This window comes from Hoeflea ulvae (assembly GCF_026619435.1).
Classification (GTDB): domain Bacteria; phylum Pseudomonadota; class Alphaproteobacteria; order Rhizobiales; family Rhizobiaceae; genus Hoeflea; species Hoeflea ulvae.
In genome coordinates, this window is the sequence record NZ_JAOVZQ010000001.1 from 367,474 (window position 1) to 391,765 (window position 24,292).

Genomic DNA, 24,292 nt, shown 5'->3' on the forward strand with positions numbered 1-24,292 from the left:
GGGGTTGAACGAGGGTTTGGATTTCGTCGCTTGTGACGTTAAACATGGGGTGTTTCAAGCGAATCTTCAATCCACCCCCCAATCCGGCAGACCAGACCATGACCACGACCTCGAAAGCCGACGCCTCGACCCTCACCCCGCCCGATGCCGCGGCCAATGGTGAAGCGGTGCAGGCCGAACCGCGCGAGCTCAGCCCCGCCGCCCGGCGCGCACTGGCCGAGGCGGAAGCGCGGCGCGAGGCGCGGGAAGCAGAAACGCTCAAGGCCGAACGGGAAATAGGCGGACGCGGCGGCGCCGATCCGGCACGCTATGGCGACTGGGAAATCAACGGCCGCGCCATCGACTTCTAGACCCCGCAGCTTGATCTGCCGGCAACAAAGGAATATATTCCTTTGTCATGCGATTCCCGTTCTCCATTCCCTGTGCAGTGGTTGCATTTCTTGGTCTGGCCCTTGCCGTGTCCGGCGCGGCAGAGGAGGCTGACACAAAGTGGCGCAGCATCCCGGGGCCGGTCCTGGCGCAGGTGATACGCGTCATCGACGGCGACACGCTCGAGGTCGACGCCCATCCCTGGCCGGGACATGCGGTGCGGGTGTCGGTCAGGTTGCGCGGCATCGACACGCCGGAGCGCCGCTCCTCCTGTTCGGCCGAACGGCTGGCCGCAGATCATGCCCGCCGCGAGCTTGCGCGGCTGGTGGCAGGGGTTTCGAGTGTCGAGCTGATCAATGTCTCGGGCGGCAAATATTATGGCCGCGTGCTGGCCGACCTCAGGGCAGGAAGCCGCGACATCGCTGCCGCCATGCTGGAAAGCGGGCTGGCCAGACCCTATCACGGTGGCAAGCGCCACAAAGCTTTGTGCGGCGCGTTCGGCAACTAGGCTTCCGGCAAATCAAAAAGGCCACCCTTGCGGGTGGCCTTCGTGAATTCCAGCGCCGGTCGGACGCCTGCCCGATCACATCAGGGATGGATCAGGACTTGCCAGTTTTACCGGCGCTTCAGAGGCTGCTCCGAAGTCCGGCAATCCGACTCGCACGAACCGGCTTTTGGGAATCACTCGACATCAGATCACCTCCTTTTCATTTGTTGAAGACACAGACAATGTGGGCCAGTCTTCCCGGCTTGCCAAGCACCGGAGGCAAATTAATTTCATCATCTTGCCGCAGGCAGACGAAAGGCCCGCACGGGAATGATCCGTACGGGCCTTGTCCTTGTCGTCAAGCACCGCAGAACACCGCGGCCCTGATCAACCCTTCTTGTTCTGCCGGTTGGCGATCAGATCATCGACCACGCCCGGATCGGACAATGTCGAAGTGTCGCCGAGTGCTCCGAACTCGTCCTCGGCGATCTTGCGCAGGATCCGGCGCATGATCTTGCCCGAGCGGGTCTTGGGCAGACCGGGCGAGAACTGGATCTTGTCGGGCGAGGCGATCGGGCCGATTTCGTGGCGCACATGCGCAACCAGCGCCTTGCGCAGCGCATCGTCGCCCTCCTGACCCTCCATCAGCGTGATGTAGCAATAGATGCCCTGGCCCTTGATGTCGTGCGGATAGCCGACCACGGCGGCCTCCGAGACCGAATCATGCGACACCAGCGCGCTTTCGACTTCCGCCGTGCCCATGCGGTGTCCCGAAACGTTGATCACGTCATCGACCCGGCCGGTGATCCAGTAATAACCGTCCTCGTCGCGGCGGCAGCCGTCACCGGTGAAATATTTCCCCTTGTAGGTGGAGAAATAGGTCTGGATGAACCGCTCGTGGTCGCCATAGACCGTGCGCATCTGTCCCGGCCAGGAATCGGTAATGCACAGATTGCCTTCCGTCGTGCCTTCGAGCACATCGCCGTCGCCATCGACCAGTTGCGGCTGCACGCCGAAGAACGGCCGCGTCGCCGAGCCTGGCTTGAGATCGGTGGCGCCGGGCAGCGGCGTGATCATGATCCCGCCGGTTTCGGTCTGCCACCAAGTGTCGACGATCGGACAGCGCTTGTCGCCGACGACTTCGTGGTACCAGATCCAGGCTTCCGGATTGATCGGCTCGCCCACCGATCCCAGCGTGCGCAGCGATTTGCGCGAGGACTTCCTGACATGATCGTCACCGGCGCCCATCAGCGCCCGGATTGCGGTCGGCGCCGTGTAGAAGATGTTGACCTGATGCTTGTCGACCACATCCCAGAAACGGCTCGGGGAGGGGTAGTTCGGCACACCTTCAAACATCAGCGTTGTCGCGCCATTGGCGAGCGGGCCGTAGACGATATAGGAATGCCCGGTGACCCAGCCGACATCGGCGGTGCACCAGTAGATGTCGCCCTCATGATAATCGAAGACATATTCATGGGTCATCGAGGCATAGACCAGATAGCCCGCCGTGGTGTGCAGCACGCCCTTGGGCTTGCCGGTCGAGCCGGAGGTGTAGAGGATGAACAGCGGATCTTCGGCCTTCATATGGGCCGGCGGACAGTCCGGCTTCGCGGCGGCTGTTGCCTCGTGATACCAGATATCACGGTCTTCGAACCACTCGATCTTCCCCGCGGTGCGCCGCACCACCAGCACGTTCTTGACCACGACGCCGTCCCTGTGGGCGATCTCGATGGCGAGGTCCGTATTGTGCTTGAGCGGAACCTTCTTGCCGCCGCGCAAGCCCTCGTCGGCGGTGATCACGAAGGTTGATTCGCAATCGCTGATTCGGCCGGCCAGCGCATCGGGTGAAAATCCGCCAAACACGATCGAATGCACCGCGCCGATGCGGGTGCAGGCGAGCATTGCATAGGCGGCTTCCGGAATCATCGGCATGTAGATGGTGACCCGGTCACCCTTCTTGACGCCGTTCGATTTCATCACATTGGCAAGGCGGCAGACCTGATCGTAAAGCTCACGATAGGTGATCTTCTTGTCGTCATAGGGATTGTCGCCTTCCCAGATGATCGCCACCTGGTCGCCGCGCTTTTCGAGGTGCCGGTCGATGCAGTTATACGACACATTGGTCAGGCCGTCTTCAAACCACTTGATCGCCACATTGCCGGTAAAACTGGTGTTCTTGACCTTTGTATAGGGTTTGAACCAGTCAATCCGCTTGCCGTGCTCGCCCCAGAATGTTTCCGGATCCTCGATGCTCTGGGCATACCATTTCTGGTAGGTTTCATCATCAATCAGTGCCCGGGACTTGGCATCTTTCAGGACTTTGTAGGTTTTCTGCGGCATTGGGACCTCCTCACAAACAGGTATGCGCCTCTCACTCATCTTAAGCGCAACACGGCTTTCATGACGACCATTAATAACAGCGCAAATCACCGCCGCAATTAGACATTGGACCGGTTTGCGAAAGCGTGATGCAACAATTGCAATTGACCGGGCTTGCGGTTATAACGACGCCGATTTCCCGGAAATGGTGGTTTCATCCACGGCCCGCGCCCCCGGAGCGGACGGACAGGAGGATTGTATTCATGGCACAGCAGCTTCTCATGCCGAAGGCGACCGCCGTCTGGCTTGTCGACAACACCGCGTTGAGCTTCGATCAGATCGCACAATTCTGCAAACTTCACCCGCTCGAGGTGAAGGCGATCGCCGACGGCGAAGCCTCGCAGGGCATCAAGGGTCTTGACCCGGTCAACACCGGCCAGTTGTCACGGGAAGAAATTTCCATGGCCGAAGCCAACCCGGATTACCGGCTGAAGCTTTCCGAGCCGAAGGTTCGCGTTCCCGAGACCAAGCGCAAGGGTCCGCGCTACACGCCGGTCTCCAAGCGCCAGGATCGCCCCAATGCGATCTTGTGGCTGGTTCGCAACCATCCCGAACTCAAGGATGCGCAGGTCTCGCGTCTGGTCGGCACCACCAAGTCGACCATCGAACAGATCCGCGGACGCACCCACTGGAACGCCGCCAATCTGACGCCGATGGATCCCGTGACGCTGGGTCTTTGCACACAGATCGATCTCGACCTCGAAGTCGAACGCGCTGCCAAGACCCGTGGCGCCGTGCCCGCCTCCGAACATGGCAGCGTGCTGGTGTCTGCCCGCGAAACCGAAGTCGCAACACCGGTGGATGAAGACGGCGAGAAGGAAATCGATGCAGATGCAGTCTTTGCAAAGCTGACATCGATGAAGCGCACCGAGCCGGAAGAAGACGAAGACATCTGAGACCGGTCACCGACTGTTCTTGTGCAAAAGGCCCGGATTTCCGGGCCTTTTTTGTTTGAGCTGCAGGTTTTGTCCGGAGACTATTCCTTGACCGGCACCGTGTAGTTAAGCGGCATCCGGCCACCATCGGCATAGATCGTCTGCCCGGTCACATAGCTTGCCTCCGACGACAGCAGGAAGGCGGTCACCGCGGCAATTTCGGACGGATCGCCGATCCGGCCCAGCGGCGTGCGCGACAGCACCCGGGTGCGAAGCTCGGGATTGTCAGCCACGGAGGCCAGCATGTCGGTCATGATCGAACCCGGCCCGACCGCATTGACCCGGATGCCATGCTGCGCCAGCGACAGGGCCATCACCCCGGTCAACTGGCTGACACCGCCCTTCGACACCGAATAGGGAACCTGGTTGGCAATCGCCAAAGTGTCGTTGATCGAGGACATGTTGACGATCGAGCCCGGCTCGTCCCCCTCTCCGATCCGCTCGACCATGTGCCGCGCCACCGCCTGTCCGCACAGGAACGCGCTCTTGAGATTGACATTCATGACCCGGTCGAAATCGGCTTCGGTGAGATCCAGGAAATCGGCCGCATGCACGATCCCGGCATTGTTGACCAGCGCATTGATCGAGCCGAAGGCATCGATCGTCCTGGCCACCAGATTGTGGACATCAAGCCGCTCGGACACGTCAGCGGCGGTAAACCGCACCTCGCCGTCACCCGAGATCGCTTCCACCGCAGCCGCGCCGGCCGCTTCGTCGATGTCGGCGATCATCACCCGCGCGCCGTCCGTCACCAGCCGCCGGACGATCGCCAGCCCGATACCATTGGCGCCGCCGGTGACAATCGCTGTGCGTCCATCCAGTCTCATGATTTTTCCTTCTCAGCCAAAGCGGCGATAACTGGTGCGGCCTGTCACAAAGGTCAATCGCTTTTGGTCTTGATGCCGCGCTCTGCCAGCACCTCGGCGATTTCATCGAGAATGCCGGGATCGTCAATGGTGGCCGGCATCTTCCAGTCCTGGCCGTCGGCGATTTTCTGCATGGTGGCCCGCAGTATCTTGCCCGAGCGGGTCTTGGGCAGCCGCTTGACCACCATCACGGTCTTGAACGCCGCCACCGGCCCGATCTGGTCGCGAACCAGCTTGACCACTTCCTTCTCAACATCATCATCGCTGCGGCCATGACCATTGTTGATGACGATGAAGCCGGCCGGGATCTGCCCCTTCATGGCGTCGGCGATGCCGATGACCGCGCATTCCACCACATCCGGATGGCCCGAGACTGCTTCCTCCATGCCGCCGGTCGACAAGCGGTGACCGGCGACATTGATGATGTCATCGGTGCGCGCCATGATGAACAGATATCCGTCCTCATCAATGAAGCCGGCATCGGCGGTTTTGTAGTAACCGGGAAATTCCATCAGATAGGCGTCACGGAAACGGTCTTCCGCGTTCCACAGGGTCGGCAGGCATCCGGGTGGCAGTGGCAGTTTGACGACGATATTGCCCAAGGTTCCGGATGATACCGGATGGCCTGCGTCATCAAGCACCTGCACGTCATAGCCAGGCATCGGCACGGCGGGCGAGCCGTATTTGACCGGCAGCAGCCCCAGCCCCATCGGGTTGCCGGCAATAGTCCAGCCGGTTTCGGTCTGCCACCAATGGTCGATCACCGGCACATCAAGAATCCGCTCGGCCCACTGGATGGTATCGGGATCAGCCCGTTCGCCGGCCAGAAACAGCGCCCGGAAGCCGGACATATCGTAATCCTTGACCAGACTGCCTTGCGGATCTTCCTTGCGGATGGCGCGAAACGCCGTCGGCGCCGTGAAAAGCGCCGCGACTTTGTGTTCGGAAATCACCCGCCAGAATGTGCCGGCGTCCGGCGTTCCCACCGGCTTGCCTTCAAACAGGATGGTGGTGTTGCCGTGAAGCAGCGGCGCATAGACGATGTAGGAATGGCCGACCACCCAGCCGATGTCGGAAGCCGCCCAGAACACCTCGCCCGGTTTGACGTCATAGATCGCGTGCATCGACCAGTGAAGCGCCGCCATATGGCCGCCATTGTCGCGCACCACGCCCTTGGGCTGACCGGTGGTGCCCGATGTGTAGAGCACATAGAGCGGATCCGTCGCCAGAACCGGGGTGCAGGGCGTCTTGCGGCCCGCATTGGCCTCGATCAGCGCCGCATAGTCAAAATCCCGGCCCTCGATCAGATCGCAGCGATGCTCCTGCCGCTGGAACACGATGGTGGCTTCCGGCTTGTGGTGCGAATGCTCGATGGCTGCGTCGAGCAAGGGCTTGTAGGCAATGATCCGGCCCGGCTCGATGCCGCAGGAGGCGGTGACGATCAGCTTGGCATGGCTGTCCTCGATGCGGGTGGCGAGCTCGGTTGCGGCAAACCCGCCAAACACCACCGAATGAATAGCACCCAGCCTGGCGCAGGCCAGCATCGCCACCACCGCCTCGGGCACCATCGGCATGTAGATCACCACCCGGTCGCCCTTGCCCACGCCCTTGTCGGACAAGGCGCCGGCAAAGGCCTCGACTTCAGCCAGCATGGCGGTGTAGCTGATGGTTCGCTTCGCCCCGGTGATCGGGCTGTCATAGATGATGGCGGCCTGCTCGCCGCGGCCCGCCGCGACATGCCGGTCGAGGCAGTTGTGGCAGGTGTTGGTCACGCCATCGGGGAACCATTTGCCATAGGCGCCGAGATCGGGTTCAAACGCGGTCTCGGGTTTGGTAAACCAGTCAATCGCTGCCGCCTGCTCCATCCAGAAACCTTCCGGATTGTCGCGCCAACTCGTGTAGACTTCACCATAACTGCTCGACATCATCGTCTCCTCCGACAAAATAACATCAGCGTTGCGCGCAAAATATAGCCGCACCGGTCCGCTGTGTCCCAAACTGGCGGCACCCTATGCCTGTCGCCACGTCCCGAAAACTAGACCTTGGACTAGCAAAACGGCTCAAATCGATTAGCGCGCACCAAAAATGGCCGATCCGACCCTGACCTCCGTCGCACCGAAGCCAATGGCGGTCTCGAAATCATCCGACATGCCCATCGACAGGGTTTCGATTGCGTTCTCACGCGCAATCTTGCCGAGCAGGGCAAAATGCGGACCGGGATTTTCATCCACCGGCGGAATGCACATCAGGCCTGAAATCGTCAGCCCCAGATCATCACGGCACAATCTTATGAAATCGTCGGCCTGATCAGGCTCGATGCCGGCCTTTTGCGGCTCCGAGCCGGTGTTGATCTGGACATAGAGCCGGGGCGACTTGCCCTGTTTTCGGGTTTCCTTCGAAATCTCCCTGGCGATCTTTTCCCGGTCGACGGTCTGGATCACGTCAAACAGCGCCACCGCATCGGCGGTCTTGTTGGATTGCAGCGGTCCGATCAGGTGCAGTTCGATGCCGGCGGTTGCAGCTTTCAGCCCGGGCCATTTCGCCTGCGCCTCCTGCACGCGGTTCTCGCCGAATACCCGCTGTCCGGCCTCGATGACCGGAGCGATTTCCTCGGCCGGTTTGGTCTTGGACACCGCCACCAGCCGCACCGAGCCTTTTGGCCTTTGCGCCTCGGATTCTGCGGCGGCAATGGCCGCTCGCACCGTTTCCAGATTTTCCGCTGCGCTCACGCTGTGCTCCACTCCATTGCTTTGACCTCGGGCAACCGGTGTTAGCGCAGCCGCCACCGCTTGCCAATCGGCCCGGGCTCGCCATTGTGTCGCTGCGGGGACTGCCGCCGGCTGCAATCACCGCTCAAACTGCGACTGAAGCCGCTCAATGGTTGACGCTTGGCGGGTTTCATGATGAAGGTCGCGACAAAATCTGACAGGTTTTCTGGTGATCCTTTATGGCAATTGAACGATACAATCCCAAACAGGCGGAAATCCGCTGGCAGCGCATGTGGGAAGAGGCGCGGATTTTCGAAACGGACGACGCCAGTCCCGATCCGAAATACTACGTGCTCGAGATGTTTCCCTATCCGTCCGGCCGGATTCACATGGGCCATGTCCGCAATTATGCCATGGGTGATGTGGTGGCGCGCTACAAACGTGCCCGCGGCTTCAACGTACTGCATCCGATGGGCTGGGATGCCTTCGGGATGCCGGCCGAAAACGCCGCGATCCAGAACAAGGTCCATCCGCGCGACTGGACCTATGCCAATATCGATTCCATGCGCAAGCAGCTCAAGTCGATGGGCCTGTCGCTCGACTGGAGCCGGGAATTCGCCACCTGCGATGTCGCCTATTACAAGCAACAGCAGGCGCTGTTCCTCGATTTCCTCGCCGCAGGCCTGATCTACCGCCGCAATTCCAAGGTCAACTGGGATCCGGTCGACATGACGGTGCTCGCCAATGAGCAGGTGATTGACGGCCGTGGCTGGCGCTCGGGCGCGCTGGTCGAGCAGCGTGAACTGACGCAATGGTTCTTCCGCATTTCCGATTTCGCCGAAGATCTGCTGGTTTCACTCGACGAGCTCGACCAATGGCCGGAAAAGGTCCGGCTGATGCAGAAAAACTGGATCGGCAAGTCCGAAGGCCTGTCGCTGCGCTGGGAGATCGACGATCCCGCCCAGGCTGGCGGCGCCTCGGACATCGAGGTCTACACCACCCGCCCCGACACCCTGTTCGGCGCCTCGTTCCTGGCCATTGCCGCCGATCACCCGCTGGCCAAGGAATTGTCCGCCAAGGATCCGGCCGTCGCCGAGTTCTGTGATCAATGCCGCCGTGCCGGAACATCGCTGGCTGCACTTGAGACCGCTGAGAAAGTTGGCTTCAAGACACCGATCACTGTTGTGCACCCGCTTGATCCGGACTGGACCGTGCCGGTCTACATCGCCAATTTCGTGCTGATGGATTATGGCACCGGTGCGATTTTCGGCTGCCCGTCTGGCGACCAGCGTGACCTTGATTTCGCCCGCAAATACAATCTTCCGGTCACCCCGGTGGTGATGCCCGCGGATGCCGATGCCGCAAGCTTTGTCATCACCGACACGGCCTATGTCGGCGACGGGGTGATGATCAACTCGCGGGATCTTGACGGCATGACGCCCGACGAGGCCTTCGAGGCCGTCACCGGCCTGCTGGAAGCCCGGACGCTTGGCGGCGTCCCACAGGCCACGCGCAAAACCAACTTCAGATTGCGCGACTGGGGGCTTTCCCGTCAACGCTACTGGGGCGCACCCATTCCGGTGATCCATTGCGATGACTGCGGAGCGGTTCCTGTGCCGGCTAAGGACCTGCCTGTTCAGCTTCCCGATGATGTCACGCTCGACAAGCCGGGCAATCCTCTCGACCACCATCCGACCTGGAAACATGTCGACTGCCCGACCTGCGGCAAGGCTGCACGGCGTGAAACCGACACGATGGACACATTCGTCGATTCCTCGTGGTATTTCGCCCGTTTCACCGCACCGCACCACGACACGCCGACCAATCCGGCCGTGGCCAGCGCCTGGCTCCCGGTGGACCAGTATATCGGCGGCATCGAGCATGCGATCCTGCATCTGCTCTATTCGCGCTTCTTCACCCGCGCCATGCAGCAGACCGGCCATATCGATCTCAAGGAACCCTTCCGCGGTCTGTTCACCCAGGGCATGGTGGTTCATGAAACCTACCGCGCCGACAATGGCGGCAAGGGCGAATGGGTCCCGCCGGCCGAGGTGGTGATCGAGGAAGTCGACGGCGTGAGGCAGGCGCGCAATGCAAAGACGGGCGCGCCGCTGACCATCGGCTCGATCGAGAAAATGTCGAAGTCGAAGAAGAACGTTGTCGACCCCGATGACATCATCGACAGCTATGGTGCTGATACGGCACGGTTTTTCATGCTTTCGGACTCGCCACCGGATCGCGATGTGATCTGGACCGAAGCCGGCGTCGAAGGCGCCCACCGCTTTGTCCAGCGCATCTGGCGCCTGCTGGGCGAAGCTGCAGAAACGCTCAGCACCGTCGAGGGCCGCACCGGAACATCGGACAAGGCTCTGGCTGTCTCGCGCAGCGCCCACAAGACCGTCAAGGCGGTCGGCGAGGACATTGACAAGCTCGCCTTCAACAAGGCTGTGGCCCGGCTCTATGAGCTGGTCAACACGCTTGCGGCACCGCTGTCGGACGTGGCAAGCGGCAAGGCCGATGCCGACCTCACCGCCGCCTGCAAGCAGGCCGCGGACATGGTTGTGCTGCTGATTGCGCCCATGATGCCGCATCTGGCGGAGGAATGCTGGAAGCTGCTCGGAAATGACGGCATGGTGGCCACCACGCCCTGGCCCACCTTCGAGGCGAGCCTGGTCACTGACGACCAGGTGACGCTGCCGGTGCAGATCAACGGCAAGAAGCGGGGAGATTTGACAATCGACCGCAATGCCGATCAATCTGCTGTCGAGGCGGCGGTGCTGGCGCTGGATTTCGTCCAGGCAGCCACCGGAGGCAATCCGCCCCGCAAACTCATTATCGTGCCCCAGAGGATCGTCAATGTCGTCATCTGAAAACCCCGGATCAGGCTGGAAATCACGGATAGCGGCAACATTCGCGGCTATGACGATGCTGGCCGGATGCCAGGCTCAGCCGCTTTACGGAACGATGTCCGCCCAGACCCGGTCGGTGTCGGTTTCCGTGGCCGATTCCCGCGTGGGACAAACCGTGCGCAACGAGCTCGTGCTCGGTTTTGGCGGCGAACACCCGGATGCCGCCTACAAACTCGATCTGTCGGTGTCATCCATCGTCGGTGGGCTGTTGCCCGGCGGTGTCGACAATGAGTTTTCCGCCGCGCGCGCCACTGTCACAGCCCGCTATACGCTCTCGACGGTCGCCACCGGGGAAACGATCAAATCCGGCTCCCGGTTTGCCGATGCGCAGCTGGACCTTCCCTCGCAGAATTTCGCCCAGGAACGTGCCAAACTCGAGGCCCAGGACCGTGCAGCGCGCTCGGTCGCGGCCCTCGTCCGGGCAGATGTCGCGGCAGCTCTTGCCCGATAGATCATAGACCGATTGCGCTGATCATGGCTCAACTCAAATCCCATGAATATGCAAGCTTCATCCGCCGTGAAGGTACGCCCTACCGGATCATCCTGGTCTATGGTCCCGACCGGGGCCTGGTCTCGGAGCGTGCGGCACAGGTGGCTGCCAAGACCGGTGTCGATCTCAAGGATGATTTTGCCGTCCTCAAGCTCGAATCCTCGGATCTGTCCGGGGATCCGGGCCGGCTCGCCGACGAGTTCGGCGCCATCAGCCTGTTCGGTGGAGACCGGCTGGTCTGGATCAAGAATGCCGGCAATGAAAAGGGACTGATCGATTCGCTTTCTGCCCTTGCCGAGACCGATCCCGGCTCGTCGCATCTGCTGGTCGAAGCGGGAGACCTGAAAAAGGGAAGCGGGCTGCGCAAGCTGATCGAGAACGGGCGCTCGACGCTGGCGATCCCCTGCTATTCAGACGACGCCAGCGGCGTCCAGAGCCTCATCGACGAGGAGCTCGGCGGTTCGGGTCTGGTGATTGAAGGCGATGCCCGCCGGCGGCTGACACAGCTTCTCGGTGGCGACCGGCTGGCAAGCCGTAACGAATTGAAAAAGCTCGCTCTTTACTGTCACGGCACCAGAACAGTCACCGAGGAGAACGTCATCGACGCGATGGGCGACGTTGCCGCACTCTCCGTCGATGATGCGATTGATGCTGTGTTTTCCGGCGACACGGTGCGCCTGGAATCCGCGCTTGAGCGGATCCTGTCTTCGAAAACATCGGTGTTCCTGGTGCTGCGCGGCTGCATTGTCCAGTTTGAACAGCTTGACGCCATGCGGGCACTGATCGAGCATCACAACAAGCAGCCCGCCCAGGCGCTGGCCGAAAAGGGCCGCGGCATCCACTTCAAGCGCAAGCCGGTCGTGGAACGGGCATTGCGCCACTGGCCGATCAAGGCCATCAACCGCGAGATGCGGCGGCTCTATGACGCGGTTCTGGAAACCCGGCGGCGTCCGCATCTGGAATCGGCCATTGCCCGCCAGGCGCTGTTGCGCACCTGCCTGCTCAGCCGATAGATCGCAAGCATCTGTTCTGACGCTATTTTCCGCCCAGCAGCCGGCATATTTCATCCAGCTGCTCGAGCGATTTGTAGTCGATGCGGATCTGGCCGCCCTGGCCCTTGTGTACGAGCGCCACATTCAGGCCAAGCACATCGGACAGGCTGCGCTCGAGCGCCACCGTATCGGCATCCTTGGTAGCGGACTGGCTGGCCGGCTTGGTATCAAGACCCTGCGGCTTGCTCGACTGATCGGCATCCTTTTGCGCCAGACGTTCCGCATCCCGCACCGACAGGCCACGGTCGGCGATCAGCTTGGCCAGCCCGATCGGGTCGCTGGTCGAGACGATGGCGCGGGCGTGGCCGGCCGACAGCGCGCCTTCTGCCAGCATGTTGCGGACTTCATCTGGAAGCTTGAGCAGGCGCAGCGAATTGGCCACATGGCTGCGGCTCTTGCCGATGACTTCGCCGAGATCATTCTGGGTATAGCCGTACTGGGCAATGAGCTGTTCATAGCCCTGCGCCTCTTCCAGGGCATTGAGATCCGCGCGCTGAACATTTTCGACAATGGCGATTTCGAGCGCTGTCTTGTCATCGACATCGCGCACGATCACCGGGATCTCGACCAGGCCTGCCATCTGCGCCGCACGCCAGCGGCGTTCACCGGCGATGATTTCATAGCGGCCGACATCGCCTGTGCGCACCATCACCGGCTGCACGATCCCGTGCTGCCGGATCGATCGCGACAGATCCTCGAGATCTGCCGGGTCGAAGCTGCGCCGCGGATTGCGCGGATTGCGGCTGACATGTTCGATCGGAACGAAACGGTCAGCCGATACCGTGGGGGCCGTTTGCGCGGAAGCCGGCTGGTCAATTTCGCCGATCAGCGCTGCCAGGCCGCGTCCGAGACGCTTTTTCGAAACATCTTCTACCATAATGTTATCCATTCCTGCGTCTGTCCCCGATGGTTCAGGCGGCCTTTCGATTGCGTTCACGCTGAATGACTTCAGATGCCAGCTGCAGATAGGCCTGGCTTCCGGCGCATTTGAGGTCATAGAGGATTGCCGGCTTGCCATAAGATGGCGCTTCCGAAACCCGGACATTGCGCGGAATCAGCGTCTTGTAGACCTTTTCGCCGAGATGGGCCCGGACATCATCCACCACCTGATGCGCAAGATTGTTGCGCGCATCATACATGGTCATCACGATGCCTTGGATATCCAGCGTCGGATTGAGCGAATCGCGCACCTGTTCAACGGTTTCAAGCAGCTGGCTCAGCCCCTCAAGCGCGAAGAATTCGCATTGCAGCGGAACCAGAATCGAATGCGCCGCGGCCATGGCGTTCATTGTCAGCAGATTGAGCGATGGCGGGCAGTCGATCAGCACATAATCATAATGGCGCGCATCTTCGGCCTGCAGCGCCTTCTTCAACCGGAACACCCGGTCCGACATGCCGGCAATTTCCATCTCGACCCCGAGCAGATCCATCGTCGAGGGAATGATGCTCAGATGCGGAACCGCTGTCTGCATTACCGTTTCGCTGACCGTGGCATTATGGGTCAGCAGATCATAGGCGGAGACACCGCGATCCTTGCGGTCAATCCCGAGGCCGGTGCTGGCATTGCCCTGCGGATCGATATCGACGATCAGCACCTCTTCGCCAATCGCCGCCAGCGCCGTTGCGAGATTGATGGCGGTGGTGGTTTTGCCCACGCCACCTTTTTGATTGGCAATGGTGATGATCCGGTTCTTCGAAAGTTTCATCAAGAAGGGTCCGCGGCCTGGTTTTTTCTGGAAAGATTGCTGATATGCAGGATCGCCGATCCATCCTGCGCCAGACTATGGTGTTCTATCAGATCAAAGCCCCACAGGTCACGTGCTGATCGCAGTTCTTCAGGGTAATCCAACCCTTTGTGGAACCACATCTCCAGATGGGGGTTTTTCTGCGCGATGGATTCGCAATAGGCCAGAAGATCGGTCAGCGATGCCAGTGCGCGTGCCGAAACCGCCTGAACGTCGTCAATTCCGGGCCCTGCAGACTCCACCCGGAACGGATGAACGCTGGCGCGGGCGCCGGTTTTCAGGATCACCTGCCGGAGAAACGCAGCCTTCTTGTTGTTGCTTTCGACCAGATGCACCCAGCCCGCGTCGAGGTCGCGCAGACAGATTGCGGTCACCAGTCCAGGAAAACCGGCGCCGCTGCCCATATCGATCCAGGTCAGTGGTTTCCGCTCGAGCCTGAACAGTTGCAGACTGTCGAGAACATGCCGCTCCCACAGCACCGGTAAAGTGTTGGGAGAGATCAGATTGAACGAGACCTGCCATTTCCGCACCAGATCTGCATAGAGTTCGAGCCGGTCCCATGTTTCACGTGAAACAAATGCGGAATCCGGAAAGAAGCCTTTGACCGATTCACTCTTGTTCATGTCAGCTTGCCACTTTGCTTGCAGAGTCCTGCGGTCCCTTGCGCAGATGGGCCAAAATCAAGGCCACGGCTGCGGGCGTCATGCCCTCAATGCGTTCTGCATGGCCAATCGATGGCGGCCTGGCGGCGTCGAGTTTCTGCCGCAACTCTCGGGAGAGGCCTGACAGATTGTCATACTGAAACCAATCCGGAATCAGCCGGGCTTCGTCACGCTTCTGGTTTTCAATGTCCTGGCTTTGCCGGACCATATAGACTGCATAGCTTGCATCAATCGATGCGGCTTCCAGTGTCTTGGGCTCATAATCAGCCAGATCCGGCCAGATCCGGATCAAATCATCGATTGTAATAGTCGGATAGGACAGCAACTGAAACGCAGACCGGCGTATTCCGTCCTGGTTCAATGCCAGCCCATGGGCCGCAGCTTCGTTCGGGGACAATTGCCGCGCCTTCAGATCCTGCAAACATTTCGCAAGCGAATCAAAATGACGCTTGAACTTCTGCTTTCGCTTCTCCGATACCGCCCCGAGCGCGATTGCCTTCGGGGTAAGACGCAGCTCGGCATTGTCGGCTCTGAGCGAGAGCCGGTATTCGGCGCGGGATGTGAACATCCGATAGGGCTCGCTGACACCCTTGCTGGTCAGATCGTCAATCATTACACCGATATAGGAATCCGTTCGGCTGAACAGACAGGCTGGACGCGCCTGCGCCTTCAGCGCGGCGTTGAAACCGGCAACCATCCCCTGGGCCCCGGCTTCTTCGTAGCCGGTGGTCCCGTTGATCTGCCCGGCTAGGAAGAGCCCACCGATCCGGCGGGTCTCCAAACTCTGGGCCAGCTCCCGCGGATCGACATGGTCATATTCAATGGCATAGCCGGGCTGGATGATCTTTACATCCGCCAATCCGGGGATGGTTCGCAGAAACGCATCCTGCACATCTTCCGGCAGCGAGGTCGAGATACCATTGGGATAAACCGTTGAATCATCGAGCCCTTCCGGCTCGAGAAAGATCTGATGGCCGTCCCTTTCACCAAAACGGACAATCTTGTCCTCGATGGAGGGGCAATAGCGCGGACCGACGCCGCCGATCTGCCCGGAATACATGGCCGATCGGTGAATATTGTCCTGAATGATCTTGTGGGTGGCGGGCGTCGTGCGGGTGATCCCGCACCGAACCTGCCGGGCTTCGATCCTGTCAGTCATGAAAGAAAAGGGGACAGGCTCCGCATCTGCCTCCTGCCATTCAACCTGGCTCCAGTCGATGCTGTCGCCATCGAGCCGCGCTGGTGTTCCCGTCTTCAAACGGCCGAGCTTGAACCCGGCGCGTTCCAGTGTCGTAGACAATCCCAGCGCGGGCTCCTCATTCATACGACCCGCCGGTATCTTGCGATCGCCAATATGAATGAGCCCGCGAAGAAAGGTTCCGGTGGTCAACACTACGGTGGCACAAGCAATGGACTGGCCCTCCTTCAGCCTTACAGCCGATACAAATCCATCCGACAGCTCGAGATCATCCACTTCGCCTTCTATGATCTCCAGATTGGGGGTCTGCTTCAGAAGCCTCTGGATGGCCTGGCGGTAAAGCTTCCGGTCCGCCTGGGTCCGCGGACCCCAGACAGCGGGACCCTTGCGGCGATTGAGCATCCGGAACTGGATACCCGATTGATCGGCGGCCAGACCCATCAATCCGTCCATGGCATCGATCTCGCGAACCAGATGGCCCTTGCCGAGGCCTCCAATCGCCGGATTGCAGGACATGGTTCCGATGGTGTCGAACCGGTGGGTAACCAGCGCGGTCCTGGCGCCAAGGCGTGCAGACGCGGCCGCGGCTTCACTGCCTGCGTGTCCACCGCCAATCACAATGACATCATATTGCATGCTCACTCTCCGGAAGGCGCTTGTCTTTGGCTATAAGAGGATTGTTGTCAAGGCAATAGGTTTCACGTGAAACAATTGCTCGGATTTATGGACAGAGATTCAATGAAAGTTTCACGTGAGTCACTGATTGAGCGTGAAAACGGCGAAACATGTTTCACGTGAATCACTTGCCGACGCAAAATTCCGAGAAAATCACGCCGAGAAGATCTTCCACGTCCACGGTTCCGGTGATCCTGCCCAACGCTACAGCGGCAAACCGCAGGTGTTCCGACCGAATTTCAATCGGGGCAGAAATGGCGTCAAGAGCAGCGCCGACTTCTTTCAGGCAAGTCTGTAGCAGCAAAACATGGCGCTCTCGTGTCGGGAGACCTTCCGTAGTCCCCCGACCTAACTTGTCCAGTCTCTCGCTGATCAGGGCAACAAGCGCGTCCAGTCCGTGTCCGGTTTTGCTTGAAATAGCAAGGCCATCGGATTTGGCTCGTAATTCCTGCCCCTCCATCAAATCGGACTTGGTCCAGAGCATGAGAACCTTGTCATCCGGAAGGGGCGGATGAGTGAGCGCAACTCCGGTGCCCAATTCCCGCAATTCCAGAACCAGGTCGGCGGTGTCGGCGGTCAGCCGGCTTCGCCTGATACCTTCCAGTTCAACCGGGCTCTCGGTGTCGCGCAATCCCGCCGTGTCCTGCAGCACCACCAGGTGACCACCGAGATCCAGGCGGGTTTCAATCACGTCCCGCGTTGTCCCGGGGATATCGGACACGATGGCGATATCGCGTCCCGCGAGACTGTTGAGCAGGGAGGATTTGCCGACATTCGGCGCACCGACCAACGCCACCCGGAATCCATCGCGCACAATCTCCCCATAGCGGGCCTTGTTCAAATGGTCGGAGATTTCCTCCGCCAAAAGCTTCATCTCCGGCCAGATCCGGTCCGTCACGGATCCGGGAATGTCATCTTCATCAGAAAAATCGAGTTCCGCCTCGATCATGGCTCGAGCATGGGTCAGACGTTTGGCCCAGGTATCGTAGAGAATTTGCAACGTCCCATCGGCCTGGCCGAGGGCTTGCCGCCGCTGGGCCTCTGTTTCAGCCCGGATCAGGTCAGACAGACCTTCGACAGCGGTCAGATCCATACACCCGTTCTCGAACGCGCGGCGCGTATATTCTCCGGCCTCGGCAGGCCGATAGCCCTCGAGTTCTGACAATGACTCCAAAACTGCTGAAATCGAAGCGCGGCTGCCGTGGATCTGTAACTCGGCGACATCTTCGCCTGTAAAGGATTGTGGACCCGGAAAATACAGAACCAAGCCGCGATCAAGCACCAGTCCGTTGCTGTCACGAAGGGCGCAGAGACGTGCAACCCGGGCAGGCGGCACGGATCCTGTCAATGTTTCGAGTCCGAATCGAACCCCGGGTCCGGATATCCGGATGACAGCGACACCCGCAGGCGGATGCCCTGTCGACAGAGCGAAGATGGTCTCTCGCATAATTGTACCGGTATCGAATCGAACCGCCGATAACGGCGATTCGTCAGGTATTCATCGAATCGAAGAAGTCGCTGTTGGTCTTTGTCTGCTTGAGCTTGTCGATCAGGAACTCGATTGCATCGGTGGTTCCCATCGGCGCAAGGATACGGCGCAGCACGAAGATCTTCTGCAAATCCTGCTTGGGAACCAGCAGATCTTCCTTGCGAGTGCCGGATTTGAGAATATCCATTGACGGGAAAATTCTCTTGTCTGCAACCTTGCGGTCAAGAACGATTTCCGAGTTGCCGGTGCCCTTGAACTCTTCGAAGATCACCTCGTCCATGCGCGAGCCTGTATCGATCAGCGCCGTGGCGATGATGGTCAGCGAGCCGCCTTCTTCAATGTTACGCGCCGCACCGAAGAAGCGCTTCGGCCGCTGCAGCGCATTGGCGTCAACACCACCGGTCAGCACCTTGCCCGATGATGGCACGACGGTGTTGTAAGCCCGGCCCAGACGCGTGATCGAATCCAGCAGGATGACGACATCACGGCCATGTTCGACCAGGCGCTTGGCCTTTTCGATCACCATTTCGGCGACCTGGACGTGACGTACGGCAGGTTCATCGAAGGTTGATGCCACAACCTCGCCCTTAACCGAGCGCTGCATGTCGGTGACTTCTTCCGGCCGTTCGTCGATCAACAGCACGATGAGATAGCAATCGGGATGGTTGGCCGTAATCGAATGGGCAATGTTTTGCAGCAGAACAGTCTTACCGGTGCGCGGCGGAGCCACGATCAGGCCACGCTGGCCCTTGCCAATCGGCGCCACCAGGTCGATGACCCGTGCGGAAATGTCCTTGGTGGTCGGATTGTCGACCTCCATCTTGAACCGCTCATCGGGATAGAGCGGTGTCAGATTGTCGAAATGCACCTTGTGGCGGATCTTTTCAGGATCCTCGAAATTGATCGTGTTGACCTTGAGCAGCGCGAAATAGCGCTCACCTTCCTTCGGTCCACGGATCGGGCCTTCAACCGTATCGCCGGTTTTCAGCGAGAAGCGGCGGATCTGCGACGGCGAAATATAGATGTCGTCGGGGCCGGGGAGATAGTTGGCATTGGCCGAGCGCATGAAGCCGAAGCCGTCCTGCAGCACTTCGACAACACCTTCGCCGATGATTTCGACTTCCTGTGCCGCCAGTTGCTTGAGAATCGCAAACATCAGTTCCTGCTTGCGCAGAACACCGGCGTTCTCGACCTCGACGGATTCAGCAAACGCCAGCAAATCGGTGGCGGTTTTGTTCTTGAGCTCTTGAAGCTTCATTTCCTGCATGGGAAATCCAAATTTTGTTTTTAAGATATGGGAAGTGGCGGGCATGAGGCGATCCGGCCTGGGAAGCCGGCCAGACTGGTACTGGCGCCCGCCATAGAAGACGTTGTCTGTTAGATAGCGATTCACGTGAAACGCCGCAAGCCCTGTCATGCAGCAAAATGCGGCCGGACAGGCCCTATATGGCCGATTGATCGCCGGATCAGGCGAATGGCTTGATGATCACCATGATTACAGCAATGATCATCAGCACGGTCGGGATCTCGTTGGCCATGCGCCATTGCCGCGCCGTCCAGCTGTTTTCGCCCCTGGCAAAGCGCTTCGCAGACCGGCTCAGGAACACGTGGAACACGGTCAGTCCGACAACGGCCGCGATCTTGACCCACAGCCACAGGCCGAAAAAGCCGAAACCGCTCCAGGCCAGCCAGAGACCCGCGGCCCAGGAAATCATCATGGCCGGCGCCATGATCACCTTCACCAGCCGCTGCTCCATTACCACGAAGGTTTCCGCCGGTTCGCTGCCGGCTGGCGCCTCGGCATGATAGACGAACAGCCGCGGCAGATAGAACAATCCGACCATCCAGGAAATCACTGCAACGACATGCAGCACCTTGAGCCAGCCATAAAGCCAATCGGGATCAAACCACCAGGCCATGGCCGCCAGCCCGACCACCACTGCAATCGACAGATAGGCCTTGCCACGGGCCTTGTTGCCTTCACCGGCACTGGTTGCGCGCTCCTGGGTCACTGCTGCTGAGCGCCCCTGACACGGTTGATCAGACGTGTGACATTGTCCGGGTCCGCCTGCGGCGTGATTCCGTGGCCCAGGTTGAAGATCAGCGGGCCATTGCCCAGCGTTTCCAGTACCTCGTCGACACCCCGATCCAGAGCAGACCCGCCGGCCACCATCAGCAAGGGATCGAGATTGCCCTGTACGGCGCCGCCCTTCTGGATCTCGCGCGCCAGTCCGGACGGAACCGTCCAGTCCAGCCCGACGCAATCGATCCCGGTCAAGTCGCGATAGTTGAGAAGCATTGCACCGGCGCCCTTGGCAAAACCGATGATCGGTATGCCAGGTCTTTCGGCGCGGATCCTGTCGACCATCCGCTTCATTGGCCCGACAGAGAAATTGGCAAAATCCCGCTCGCCCAGCACGCCGGCCCAGGAATCAAAGATCTGCACCGCATCCGCGCCCGCATCGATCTGGGCGATCAGGTAGTCGGCCGAAATCTCCGACAGCAGGTTGAGCAGGGTCATGAATTCGTCGGGATGCTGCATGGCAAACAGCCGCGCCGGTGCCTGGTCAGGCGTTCCACGGCCGGCAATCATGTAGGTCGCCACGGTCCAGGGCGCACCGCAAAACCCCAGCAGCGTCGTTTCTGAAGGCAATTCCGCACGCAACCGCCGCACGGTTTCATAAACCGGTGCCAGATGGGCATGCATCCCGGAGGCATCAAGTTGGCCGATGGCTTCAGGTGAAATCGGATCCATCAAGGGCCCGGTTCCCTCGACAAAACGCACATTACGGTCAAGCGCATCGGGAATAACCAGAATGTCCGAAAACAGGATCGCCGCATCAAAGCCAAACCGGCGGATCGGCTGCAAAGTCACTTCGACGGCCAGATCCGGTGTGTAGCAGACATCCAGAAATCCCTTGGCTGTCTTCCGTGTCGCCCGGTACTCCGGCAGATATCTCCCTGCCTGTCGCATCAGCCAGATCGGTGGTGGGAACACTGTCTCCCCAGTCAGCACTTTCATCACCTTGCGATCAATCGGATTTGTCATCCACCACTTCCTTAAAACAAATCCTATTTGAAAAGGATTCTGATTCTATGAGTCTGTGTTTTACGGGGATTGGACTCTGTCCACAGCCTATCCACAGCTTGATCCTATAAACCGTGCCAATCCGGAAGGCCAATCCGATTTCATACCATCTCCGCATCGAGCTGATAAAAGCCAATTGATTCAATCACTCTCCTTAACTCCCGAAGGGCGATCCGGTTTCCGTCCCCGACAATTATTCCCGGAATGCAAAAACCGTCGCCGAAAACTCTCCCGGCTTTGCCCATTGTGGACAAACCCTGTGGTTATCCCTTGCAATCACATGGCCGCTTCTCTTACCTCGAGCCTGTCCCCGGTTATCAACACCCCTCGGAGAATAATGTGGAGCAGAGCAAAAACTACTTCCATCTGCACCTGATATCGGACTCCACGGGAGAGACTCTGATGGCTGCCGGCCGCGCTGCAGCCGCGCAATTCCAGAGTGCGCAGGCACTTGAGCATGTCTATCCGCTGATTCGCACCCGCAAGCAGTTGTTTGCGGTGCTCGATGCCATCGATGGCGCACCGGGCATCGTGCTCTACACCCTGATTGACGCAGAGCTGTCCTCGATCATCGAACTGAAGTGCCGCGACATGGGGCTGCCCAGCGTTTCGGTGCTCGAACCGGTGATCAATGTGTTCCAGAACTATCTCGGTGCCCCGTCACGCCGCCGGGTTGGGGCGCAGCACGCGATGGGAGAAGAGTATTTCAAGCGAATCGATGCGCTGAATTTCACGCTTGATCATGATGACGGCCAGTTGCCGGCCGATTTCGACGAGGCCGATCTGGTGATCATCGGCATCAGCCGCACATCAAAGACCCCGACAAGCATCTATATTGCCAATCGCGGCATCAAGACAGCCAACATTCCGATCGTCCATGGTGTGCCGCTTCCCGAAGGCTTGGCCAAGGCGACAAAACCACTGGTGGTTGGTCTCATTGCTTCCGTTGACCGCATTGCCCAGGTCCGGCAGAACCGGGTGCTCGGTTCGACCACCGGCTATCAGGGCGAACACTACACTGACCGCTCGCTGATCAGCGAAGAGCTCAAATATGCCCGGTCGCTGTGCGAACGCCACGGTTGGCCGGTGATCGATGTCACCCGCCGATCCATCGAGGAGACCGCAGCGGCGATCCTTGCCTTGCGTCCCAAGTGGCGCTAACCCGGTTTCACGCCAGCCCCACGGTTCCAGGAGTTACCCATGCCACCACGTCTCGTGCTCGCATCAGCCAGCCCTTTCAGGAAAGCCCTGCTTGAAAATGCCGGTCTGGCCTTTGATGTCGAGTCGGCCCGCATTGATGAGCGCGTCATCGAACAGACGCTTGACGGCCTTACCGCGGAAGACGTCGCCACCGTGCTTGCCGAAGCCAAGGCGCAGGACGTTTCCGACCGCAATCCCGGCGCGCTGGTCATCGGCTCGGACCAGACCCTGTCGCTTGGTGGCGAGATCTTTCACAAACCCGCCGATATGGAAGAGGCGCGGCGGCGGTTGTTGCAATTGTCAGGCCGCACCCATGCGCTCAACAGCGCCGTGGCCCTGGTGCGCGACGGCGAGACCATCTGGCGCCATGTCTCGGTGGCGCGCATGACCATGCGCGAGCTCGATCCGGGTTTCATCGGCCGCCATCTGTCCAATGTCGGCAGCCCGGCGCTGTCCTCGGTGGGCGCCTATCAGTTTGAAGGCGAGGGGCTGCAATTGTTCGACCGCTTTGAGGGTGACTACTTCACCATCATCGGCTTGCCGATGCTGCCATTGCTCGCCAAACTCCGGGAGTTGCAGGCCATTGACGGATAAGACCAGCCAGATTGCGCCGCGCGCATTTGTCATCGGTCATCCGATTGGCCATTCCCGCTCGCCGATGATCCATCGCCATTGGCTCAAACAGGCCGGAATCGCCGGTAGCTATGATCCGGTTGATGTGTCCCCGGACGACCTGCGGGGCTTCTTCCAGGCGCTGAAGGACGGCTCCTCCGGTTTTGCCGGCGGAAATGTCACCGTGCCGCACAAGGAAGCCATCTTCGGCCTTGTCGATGAGGTCGATGAAACAGCCCGGCAGATCGGTGCGGCCAACACGGTCTGGCTTAACAAGGGAAAGCTGATGGCGACGAACACCGATTCTCTCGGATTTGCCGCCAATCTCGACGAAACCGCGCCCGGCTGGGATAGCGGCCAGAGGGCAATCGTGCTGGGCGCCGGCGGCGCCAGCCGCGCAGTCATCCATGCGCTTCTGTCTCGCGGTTTCACCGACATCAGCATAGTCAATCGCACATTGACCCGTGCCGTCGCCCTGGCCGAACGCTTTGGTTCGCATGTCACGGCCCATGCCATGGACGACCTTGCCGATGCCGTCAGTGGCGCGCATCTTTTCGTCAACACCACCACGCTCGGCATGGCCGGCAGCGAGGCCCCGGAGATTGATTTCACCACCATGGAATCTGGCGCGCTTGTCACCGATATTGTCTATATCCCGTTGCAGACCCCTATCCTGACAATGGCAAAGCGCCAGGGACTGGCCACGGCCGATGGTCTGGGCATGCTGCTTCATCAGGCCGTGCCCGGATTTGAAAAATGGTTCGGGGTGAGGCCGGTGGTCACGCAACAATTGCGGCAACTGGTCATCGCCGACATGGAGGCGCACTCATGATCGTCATCGGTCTGACCGGCTCGATCGGCATGGGCAAATCCACCACCGCGGAGATGTTCAAGGCTCTGGGCGTGCCGGTGATCAGCGCCGACGAGATCGTGCATGATCTCTATCGCGGCGAGGCGGCGCCACTGATCGAGGCGGCGTTTCCCGGATCCGCGCCCGATGGTGTGGTCAACCGGGAAGTACTGTCGGAAAAACTGATGGCGGCACCGGCGGAATTTGCCCGGCTGGAAGCGATCATTCACCCGTTGGTGCGGGCGCGTGAGAAAAGCTTCATTGAAGAAGCGCGCGCCAGAGATGAGCCGATGGTGCTGGTCGATATTCCGCTGCTGTTTGAAACCGGCGCCGAGGACCGGGTCGACGTCATCGTCGTCGTCAGTTGTGCGCCGGAGATCCAGCGCGAGCGGGTGATGGCGCGTCCGGGGATGACGTCTGACAAGTTCGAAGCTATCCTGGCGCGGCAGGTTACCGATGCTGAAAAACGCGCCCGCGCCGACCATGTCATTGACACCGGCGGCGGACTGGAGGCGGCCCGCCAGCAGGTTGCCGACATCGTTGCAAAACTGACCGAATCCTCGAAGAAGGGCCTATAG

General features: G+C 60.0%; 22 protein-coding genes. 10 read left to right on the top strand and 12 right to left on the bottom strand.

Annotated features, from left to right (window positions below; genetic code table 11):
• Positions 1 to 98: 98 nt before the first annotated feature.
• Positions 99 to 350 carry a DUF1674 domain-containing protein gene (locus OEG82_RS01910; protein ID WP_267610769.1) on the top strand — a complete coding sequence of 84 codons (252 nt, stop codon included), beginning with the start codon at positions 99 to 101 and terminating at the stop codon, positions 348 to 350.
• A 47-nt stretch (positions 351 to 397) separates the two neighbouring features.
• Positions 398 to 877 (top strand): thermonuclease family protein, encoded by a 480-nt coding sequence (locus OEG82_RS01915; protein ID WP_267610771.1) that lies wholly within the window; start codon positions 398 to 400, stop codon positions 875 to 877.
• A 366-nt stretch (positions 878 to 1,243) separates the two neighbouring features.
• Here OEG82_RS01915 and acs read toward each other — a convergent pair whose 3' ends face one another.
• Entirely contained in the window at positions 1,244 to 3,196 is a 1,953-nt protein-coding gene (gene acs / locus OEG82_RS01920; RefSeq protein WP_267610772.1) for an acetate--CoA ligase, read from the bottom strand.
• A gap of 242 nt (positions 3,197 to 3,438) precedes the next feature.
• On the opposite strand from acs, the gene OEG82_RS01925 reads away from it, so the two are divergent.
• Positions 3,439 to 4,131, top strand: a complete 693-nt coding sequence (locus OEG82_RS01925; RefSeq protein ID WP_267610773.1) for a DUF1013 domain-containing protein — start codon at positions 3,439 to 3,441, stop codon at positions 4,129 to 4,131.
• Positions 4,132 to 4,211: 80 nt separating this feature from the next.
• On the opposite strand, the gene OEG82_RS01930 is transcribed toward OEG82_RS01925, so the two are convergent.
• The 3 genes from OEG82_RS01930 to OEG82_RS01940 form a co-directional block, all read right to left on the bottom strand.
• Positions 4,212 to 4,997 carry an SDR family NAD(P)-dependent oxidoreductase gene (locus tag OEG82_RS01930; RefSeq protein ID WP_267610774.1) on the bottom strand — a complete coding sequence of 262 codons (786 nt, stop codon included), beginning with the start codon at positions 4,995 to 4,997 and terminating at the stop codon, positions 4,212 to 4,214.
• 53 nt (positions 4,998 to 5,050) lie between these two features.
• Positions 5,051 to 6,961, bottom strand: coding sequence for a propionyl-CoA synthetase (locus OEG82_RS01935; RefSeq protein ID WP_267610775.1), 1,911 nt, complete (start codon positions 6,959 to 6,961; stop codon positions 5,051 to 5,053).
• A 144-nt stretch (positions 6,962 to 7,105) separates the two neighbouring features.
• On the bottom strand, positions 7,106 to 7,765 hold the full coding sequence (locus OEG82_RS01940) for a YggS family pyridoxal phosphate-dependent enzyme (protein ID WP_267610776.1): 660 nt from the start codon (positions 7,763 to 7,765) through the stop codon (positions 7,106 to 7,108).
• A gap of 218 nt (positions 7,766 to 7,983) precedes the next feature.
• On the opposite strand from OEG82_RS01940, the gene leuS reads away from it, so the two are divergent.
• Genes leuS through holA form a run of 3 tightly spaced genes read left to right on the top strand, consistent with a single transcriptional unit; the run spans position 7,984 to position 12,156 of the window.
• Entirely contained in the window at positions 7,984 to 10,614 is a 2,631-nt protein-coding gene (leuS, locus tag OEG82_RS01945) for a leucine--tRNA ligase (protein WP_267610777.1), read from the top strand.
• Positions 10,601 to 11,104, top strand: a complete 504-nt coding sequence (locus tag OEG82_RS01950) for a hypothetical protein (protein WP_267610778.1) — start codon at positions 10,601 to 10,603, stop codon at positions 11,102 to 11,104. Before leuS ends, OEG82_RS01950 begins: the two co-directional genes overlap by 14 nt.
• Before the next feature lie 23 nt (positions 11,105 to 11,127).
• On the top strand, positions 11,128 to 12,156 hold the full coding sequence (gene holA, locus OEG82_RS01955; RefSeq protein ID WP_267610779.1) for a DNA polymerase III subunit delta: 1,029 nt from the start codon (positions 11,128 to 11,130) through the stop codon (positions 12,154 to 12,156).
• A gap of 22 nt (positions 12,157 to 12,178) precedes the next feature.
• Here the strand turns inward: holA and OEG82_RS01960 are convergent, their stop codons facing one another.
• The 8 genes from OEG82_RS01960 to hemE form a co-directional block, all read right to left on the bottom strand.
• Positions 12,179 to 13,072 (bottom strand): ParB/RepB/Spo0J family partition protein, encoded by an 894-nt coding sequence (locus OEG82_RS01960; protein WP_267610780.1) that lies wholly within the window; start codon positions 13,070 to 13,072, stop codon positions 12,179 to 12,181.
• 34 nt (positions 13,073 to 13,106) lie between these two features.
• Positions 13,107 to 13,901, bottom strand: a complete 795-nt coding sequence (locus OEG82_RS01965; protein WP_267610781.1) for a ParA family protein — start codon at positions 13,899 to 13,901, stop codon at positions 13,107 to 13,109.
• Positions 13,901 to 14,563, bottom strand: a complete 663-nt coding sequence (gene rsmG / locus OEG82_RS01970) for a 16S rRNA (guanine(527)-N(7))-methyltransferase RsmG (RefSeq protein WP_267610782.1) — start codon at positions 14,561 to 14,563, stop codon at positions 13,901 to 13,903. Before rsmG ends, OEG82_RS01965 begins: the two co-directional genes overlap by 1 nt.
• Before the next feature lies 1 nt (position 14,564).
• Entirely contained in the window at positions 14,565 to 16,436 is a 1,872-nt protein-coding gene (gene mnmG, locus OEG82_RS01975; RefSeq protein WP_267610783.1) for a tRNA uridine-5-carboxymethylaminomethyl(34) synthesis enzyme MnmG, read from the bottom strand.
• Between the two features lie 163 nt (positions 16,437 to 16,599).
• Positions 16,600 to 17,922: a tRNA uridine-5-carboxymethylaminomethyl(34) synthesis GTPase MnmE gene (gene mnmE, locus OEG82_RS01980; RefSeq protein WP_267610784.1), complete on the bottom strand. Its 1,323-nt coding sequence runs from the start codon at positions 17,920 to 17,922 to the stop codon at positions 16,600 to 16,602.
• Between the two features lie 43 nt (positions 17,923 to 17,965).
• Positions 17,966 to 19,231, bottom strand: coding sequence for a transcription termination factor Rho (rho, locus tag OEG82_RS01985; protein WP_267610785.1), 1,266 nt, complete (start codon positions 19,229 to 19,231; stop codon positions 17,966 to 17,968).
• A gap of 199 nt (positions 19,232 to 19,430) precedes the next feature.
• Positions 19,431 to 19,976: a protoporphyrinogen oxidase HemJ gene (hemJ, locus tag OEG82_RS01990; RefSeq protein ID WP_267610786.1), complete on the bottom strand. Its 546-nt coding sequence runs from the start codon at positions 19,974 to 19,976 to the stop codon at positions 19,431 to 19,433.
• A complete protein-coding gene (gene hemE / locus OEG82_RS01995) occupies positions 19,973 to 21,013 on the bottom strand; it encodes a uroporphyrinogen decarboxylase (protein WP_267610787.1) in 1,041 nt (346 codons plus the stop codon). The genes hemJ and hemE overlap by 4 nt, the downstream gene beginning before the upstream one ends.
• A 378-nt stretch (positions 21,014 to 21,391) precedes the next feature.
• Here hemE and OEG82_RS02000 point away from each other — a divergent pair, with 378 nt between their 5' ends.
• Genes OEG82_RS02000 through coaE form a run of 4 tightly spaced genes read left to right on the top strand, consistent with a single transcriptional unit; the run spans position 21,392 to position 24,292 of the window.
• Positions 21,392 to 22,213 carry a pyruvate, water dikinase regulatory protein gene (locus OEG82_RS02000; RefSeq protein WP_267610788.1) on the top strand — a complete coding sequence of 274 codons (822 nt, stop codon included), beginning with the start codon at positions 21,392 to 21,394 and terminating at the stop codon, positions 22,211 to 22,213.
• Between the two features lie 39 nt (positions 22,214 to 22,252).
• Positions 22,253 to 22,846: a Maf-like protein gene (locus tag OEG82_RS02005; RefSeq protein WP_267610789.1), complete on the top strand. Its 594-nt coding sequence runs from the start codon at positions 22,253 to 22,255 to the stop codon at positions 22,844 to 22,846.
• Positions 22,836 to 23,696: a shikimate dehydrogenase gene (locus OEG82_RS02010; RefSeq protein WP_267610790.1), complete on the top strand. Its 861-nt coding sequence runs from the start codon at positions 22,836 to 22,838 to the stop codon at positions 23,694 to 23,696. Before OEG82_RS02005 ends, OEG82_RS02010 begins: the two co-directional genes overlap by 11 nt.
• Entirely contained in the window at positions 23,693 to 24,292 is a 600-nt protein-coding gene (gene coaE / locus OEG82_RS02015) for a dephospho-CoA kinase (RefSeq protein ID WP_267610791.1), read from the top strand. The genes OEG82_RS02010 and coaE overlap by 4 nt, the downstream gene beginning before the upstream one ends.

Excerpts from the sequence above, each read along its gene's own strand:
- OEG82_RS01910 (WP_267610769.1), top strand. The coding sequence starts at position 99 with ATGACCACGACCTCGAAAGCCGACGCCTCGACCCTCACCCCGCCCGAT.
- OEG82_RS01915 (WP_267610771.1), top strand. The coding sequence starts at position 398 with ATGCGATTCCCGTTCTCCATTCCCTGTGCAGTGGTTGCATTTCTTGGT.
- acs (WP_267610772.1), bottom strand. The coding sequence starts at position 3,196 with ATGCCGCAGAAAACCTACAAAGTCCTGAAAGATGCCAAGTCCCGGGCA.
- OEG82_RS01925 (WP_267610773.1), top strand. The coding sequence starts at position 3,439 with ATGGCACAGCAGCTTCTCATGCCGAAGGCGACCGCCGTCTGGCTTGTC.
- OEG82_RS01930 (WP_267610774.1), bottom strand. The coding sequence starts at position 4,997 with ATGAGACTGGATGGACGCACAGCGATTGTCACCGGCGGCGCCAATGGT.
- OEG82_RS01935 (WP_267610775.1), bottom strand. The coding sequence starts at position 6,961 with ATGTCGAGCAGTTATGGTGAAGTCTACACGAGTTGGCGCGACAATCCG.
- leuS (WP_267610777.1), top strand. The coding sequence starts at position 7,984 with ATGGCAATTGAACGATACAATCCCAAACAGGCGGAAATCCGCTGGCAG.
- OEG82_RS01950 (WP_267610778.1), top strand. The coding sequence starts at position 10,601 with ATGTCGTCATCTGAAAACCCCGGATCAGGCTGGAAATCACGGATAGCG.
- holA (WP_267610779.1), top strand. The coding sequence starts at position 11,128 with ATGGCTCAACTCAAATCCCATGAATATGCAAGCTTCATCCGCCGTGAA.
- OEG82_RS01960 (WP_267610780.1), bottom strand. The coding sequence starts at position 13,072 with ATGGTAGAAGATGTTTCGAAAAAGCGTCTCGGACGCGGCCTGGCAGCG.
- OEG82_RS01965 (WP_267610781.1), bottom strand. The coding sequence starts at position 13,901 with ATGAAACTTTCGAAGAACCGGATCATCACCATTGCCAATCAAAAAGGT.
- rsmG (WP_267610782.1), bottom strand. The coding sequence starts at position 14,563 with ATGAACAAGAGTGAATCGGTCAAAGGCTTCTTTCCGGATTCCGCATTT.
- mnmG (WP_267610783.1), bottom strand. The coding sequence starts at position 16,436 with ATGCAATATGATGTCATTGTGATTGGCGGTGGACACGCAGGCAGTGAA.
- mnmE (WP_267610784.1), bottom strand. The coding sequence starts at position 17,922 with ATGCGAGAGACCATCTTCGCTCTGTCGACAGGGCATCCGCCTGCGGGT.
- rho (WP_267610785.1), bottom strand. The coding sequence starts at position 19,231 with ATGCAGGAAATGAAGCTTCAAGAGCTCAAGAACAAAACCGCCACCGAT.
- hemE (WP_267610787.1), bottom strand. The coding sequence starts at position 21,013 with ATGACAAATCCGATTGATCGCAAGGTGATGAAAGTGCTGACTGGGGAG.
- OEG82_RS02005 (WP_267610789.1), top strand. The coding sequence starts at position 22,253 with ATGCCACCACGTCTCGTGCTCGCATCAGCCAGCCCTTTCAGGAAAGCC.
- coaE (WP_267610791.1), top strand. The coding sequence starts at position 23,693 with ATGATCGTCATCGGTCTGACCGGCTCGATCGGCATGGGCAAATCCACC.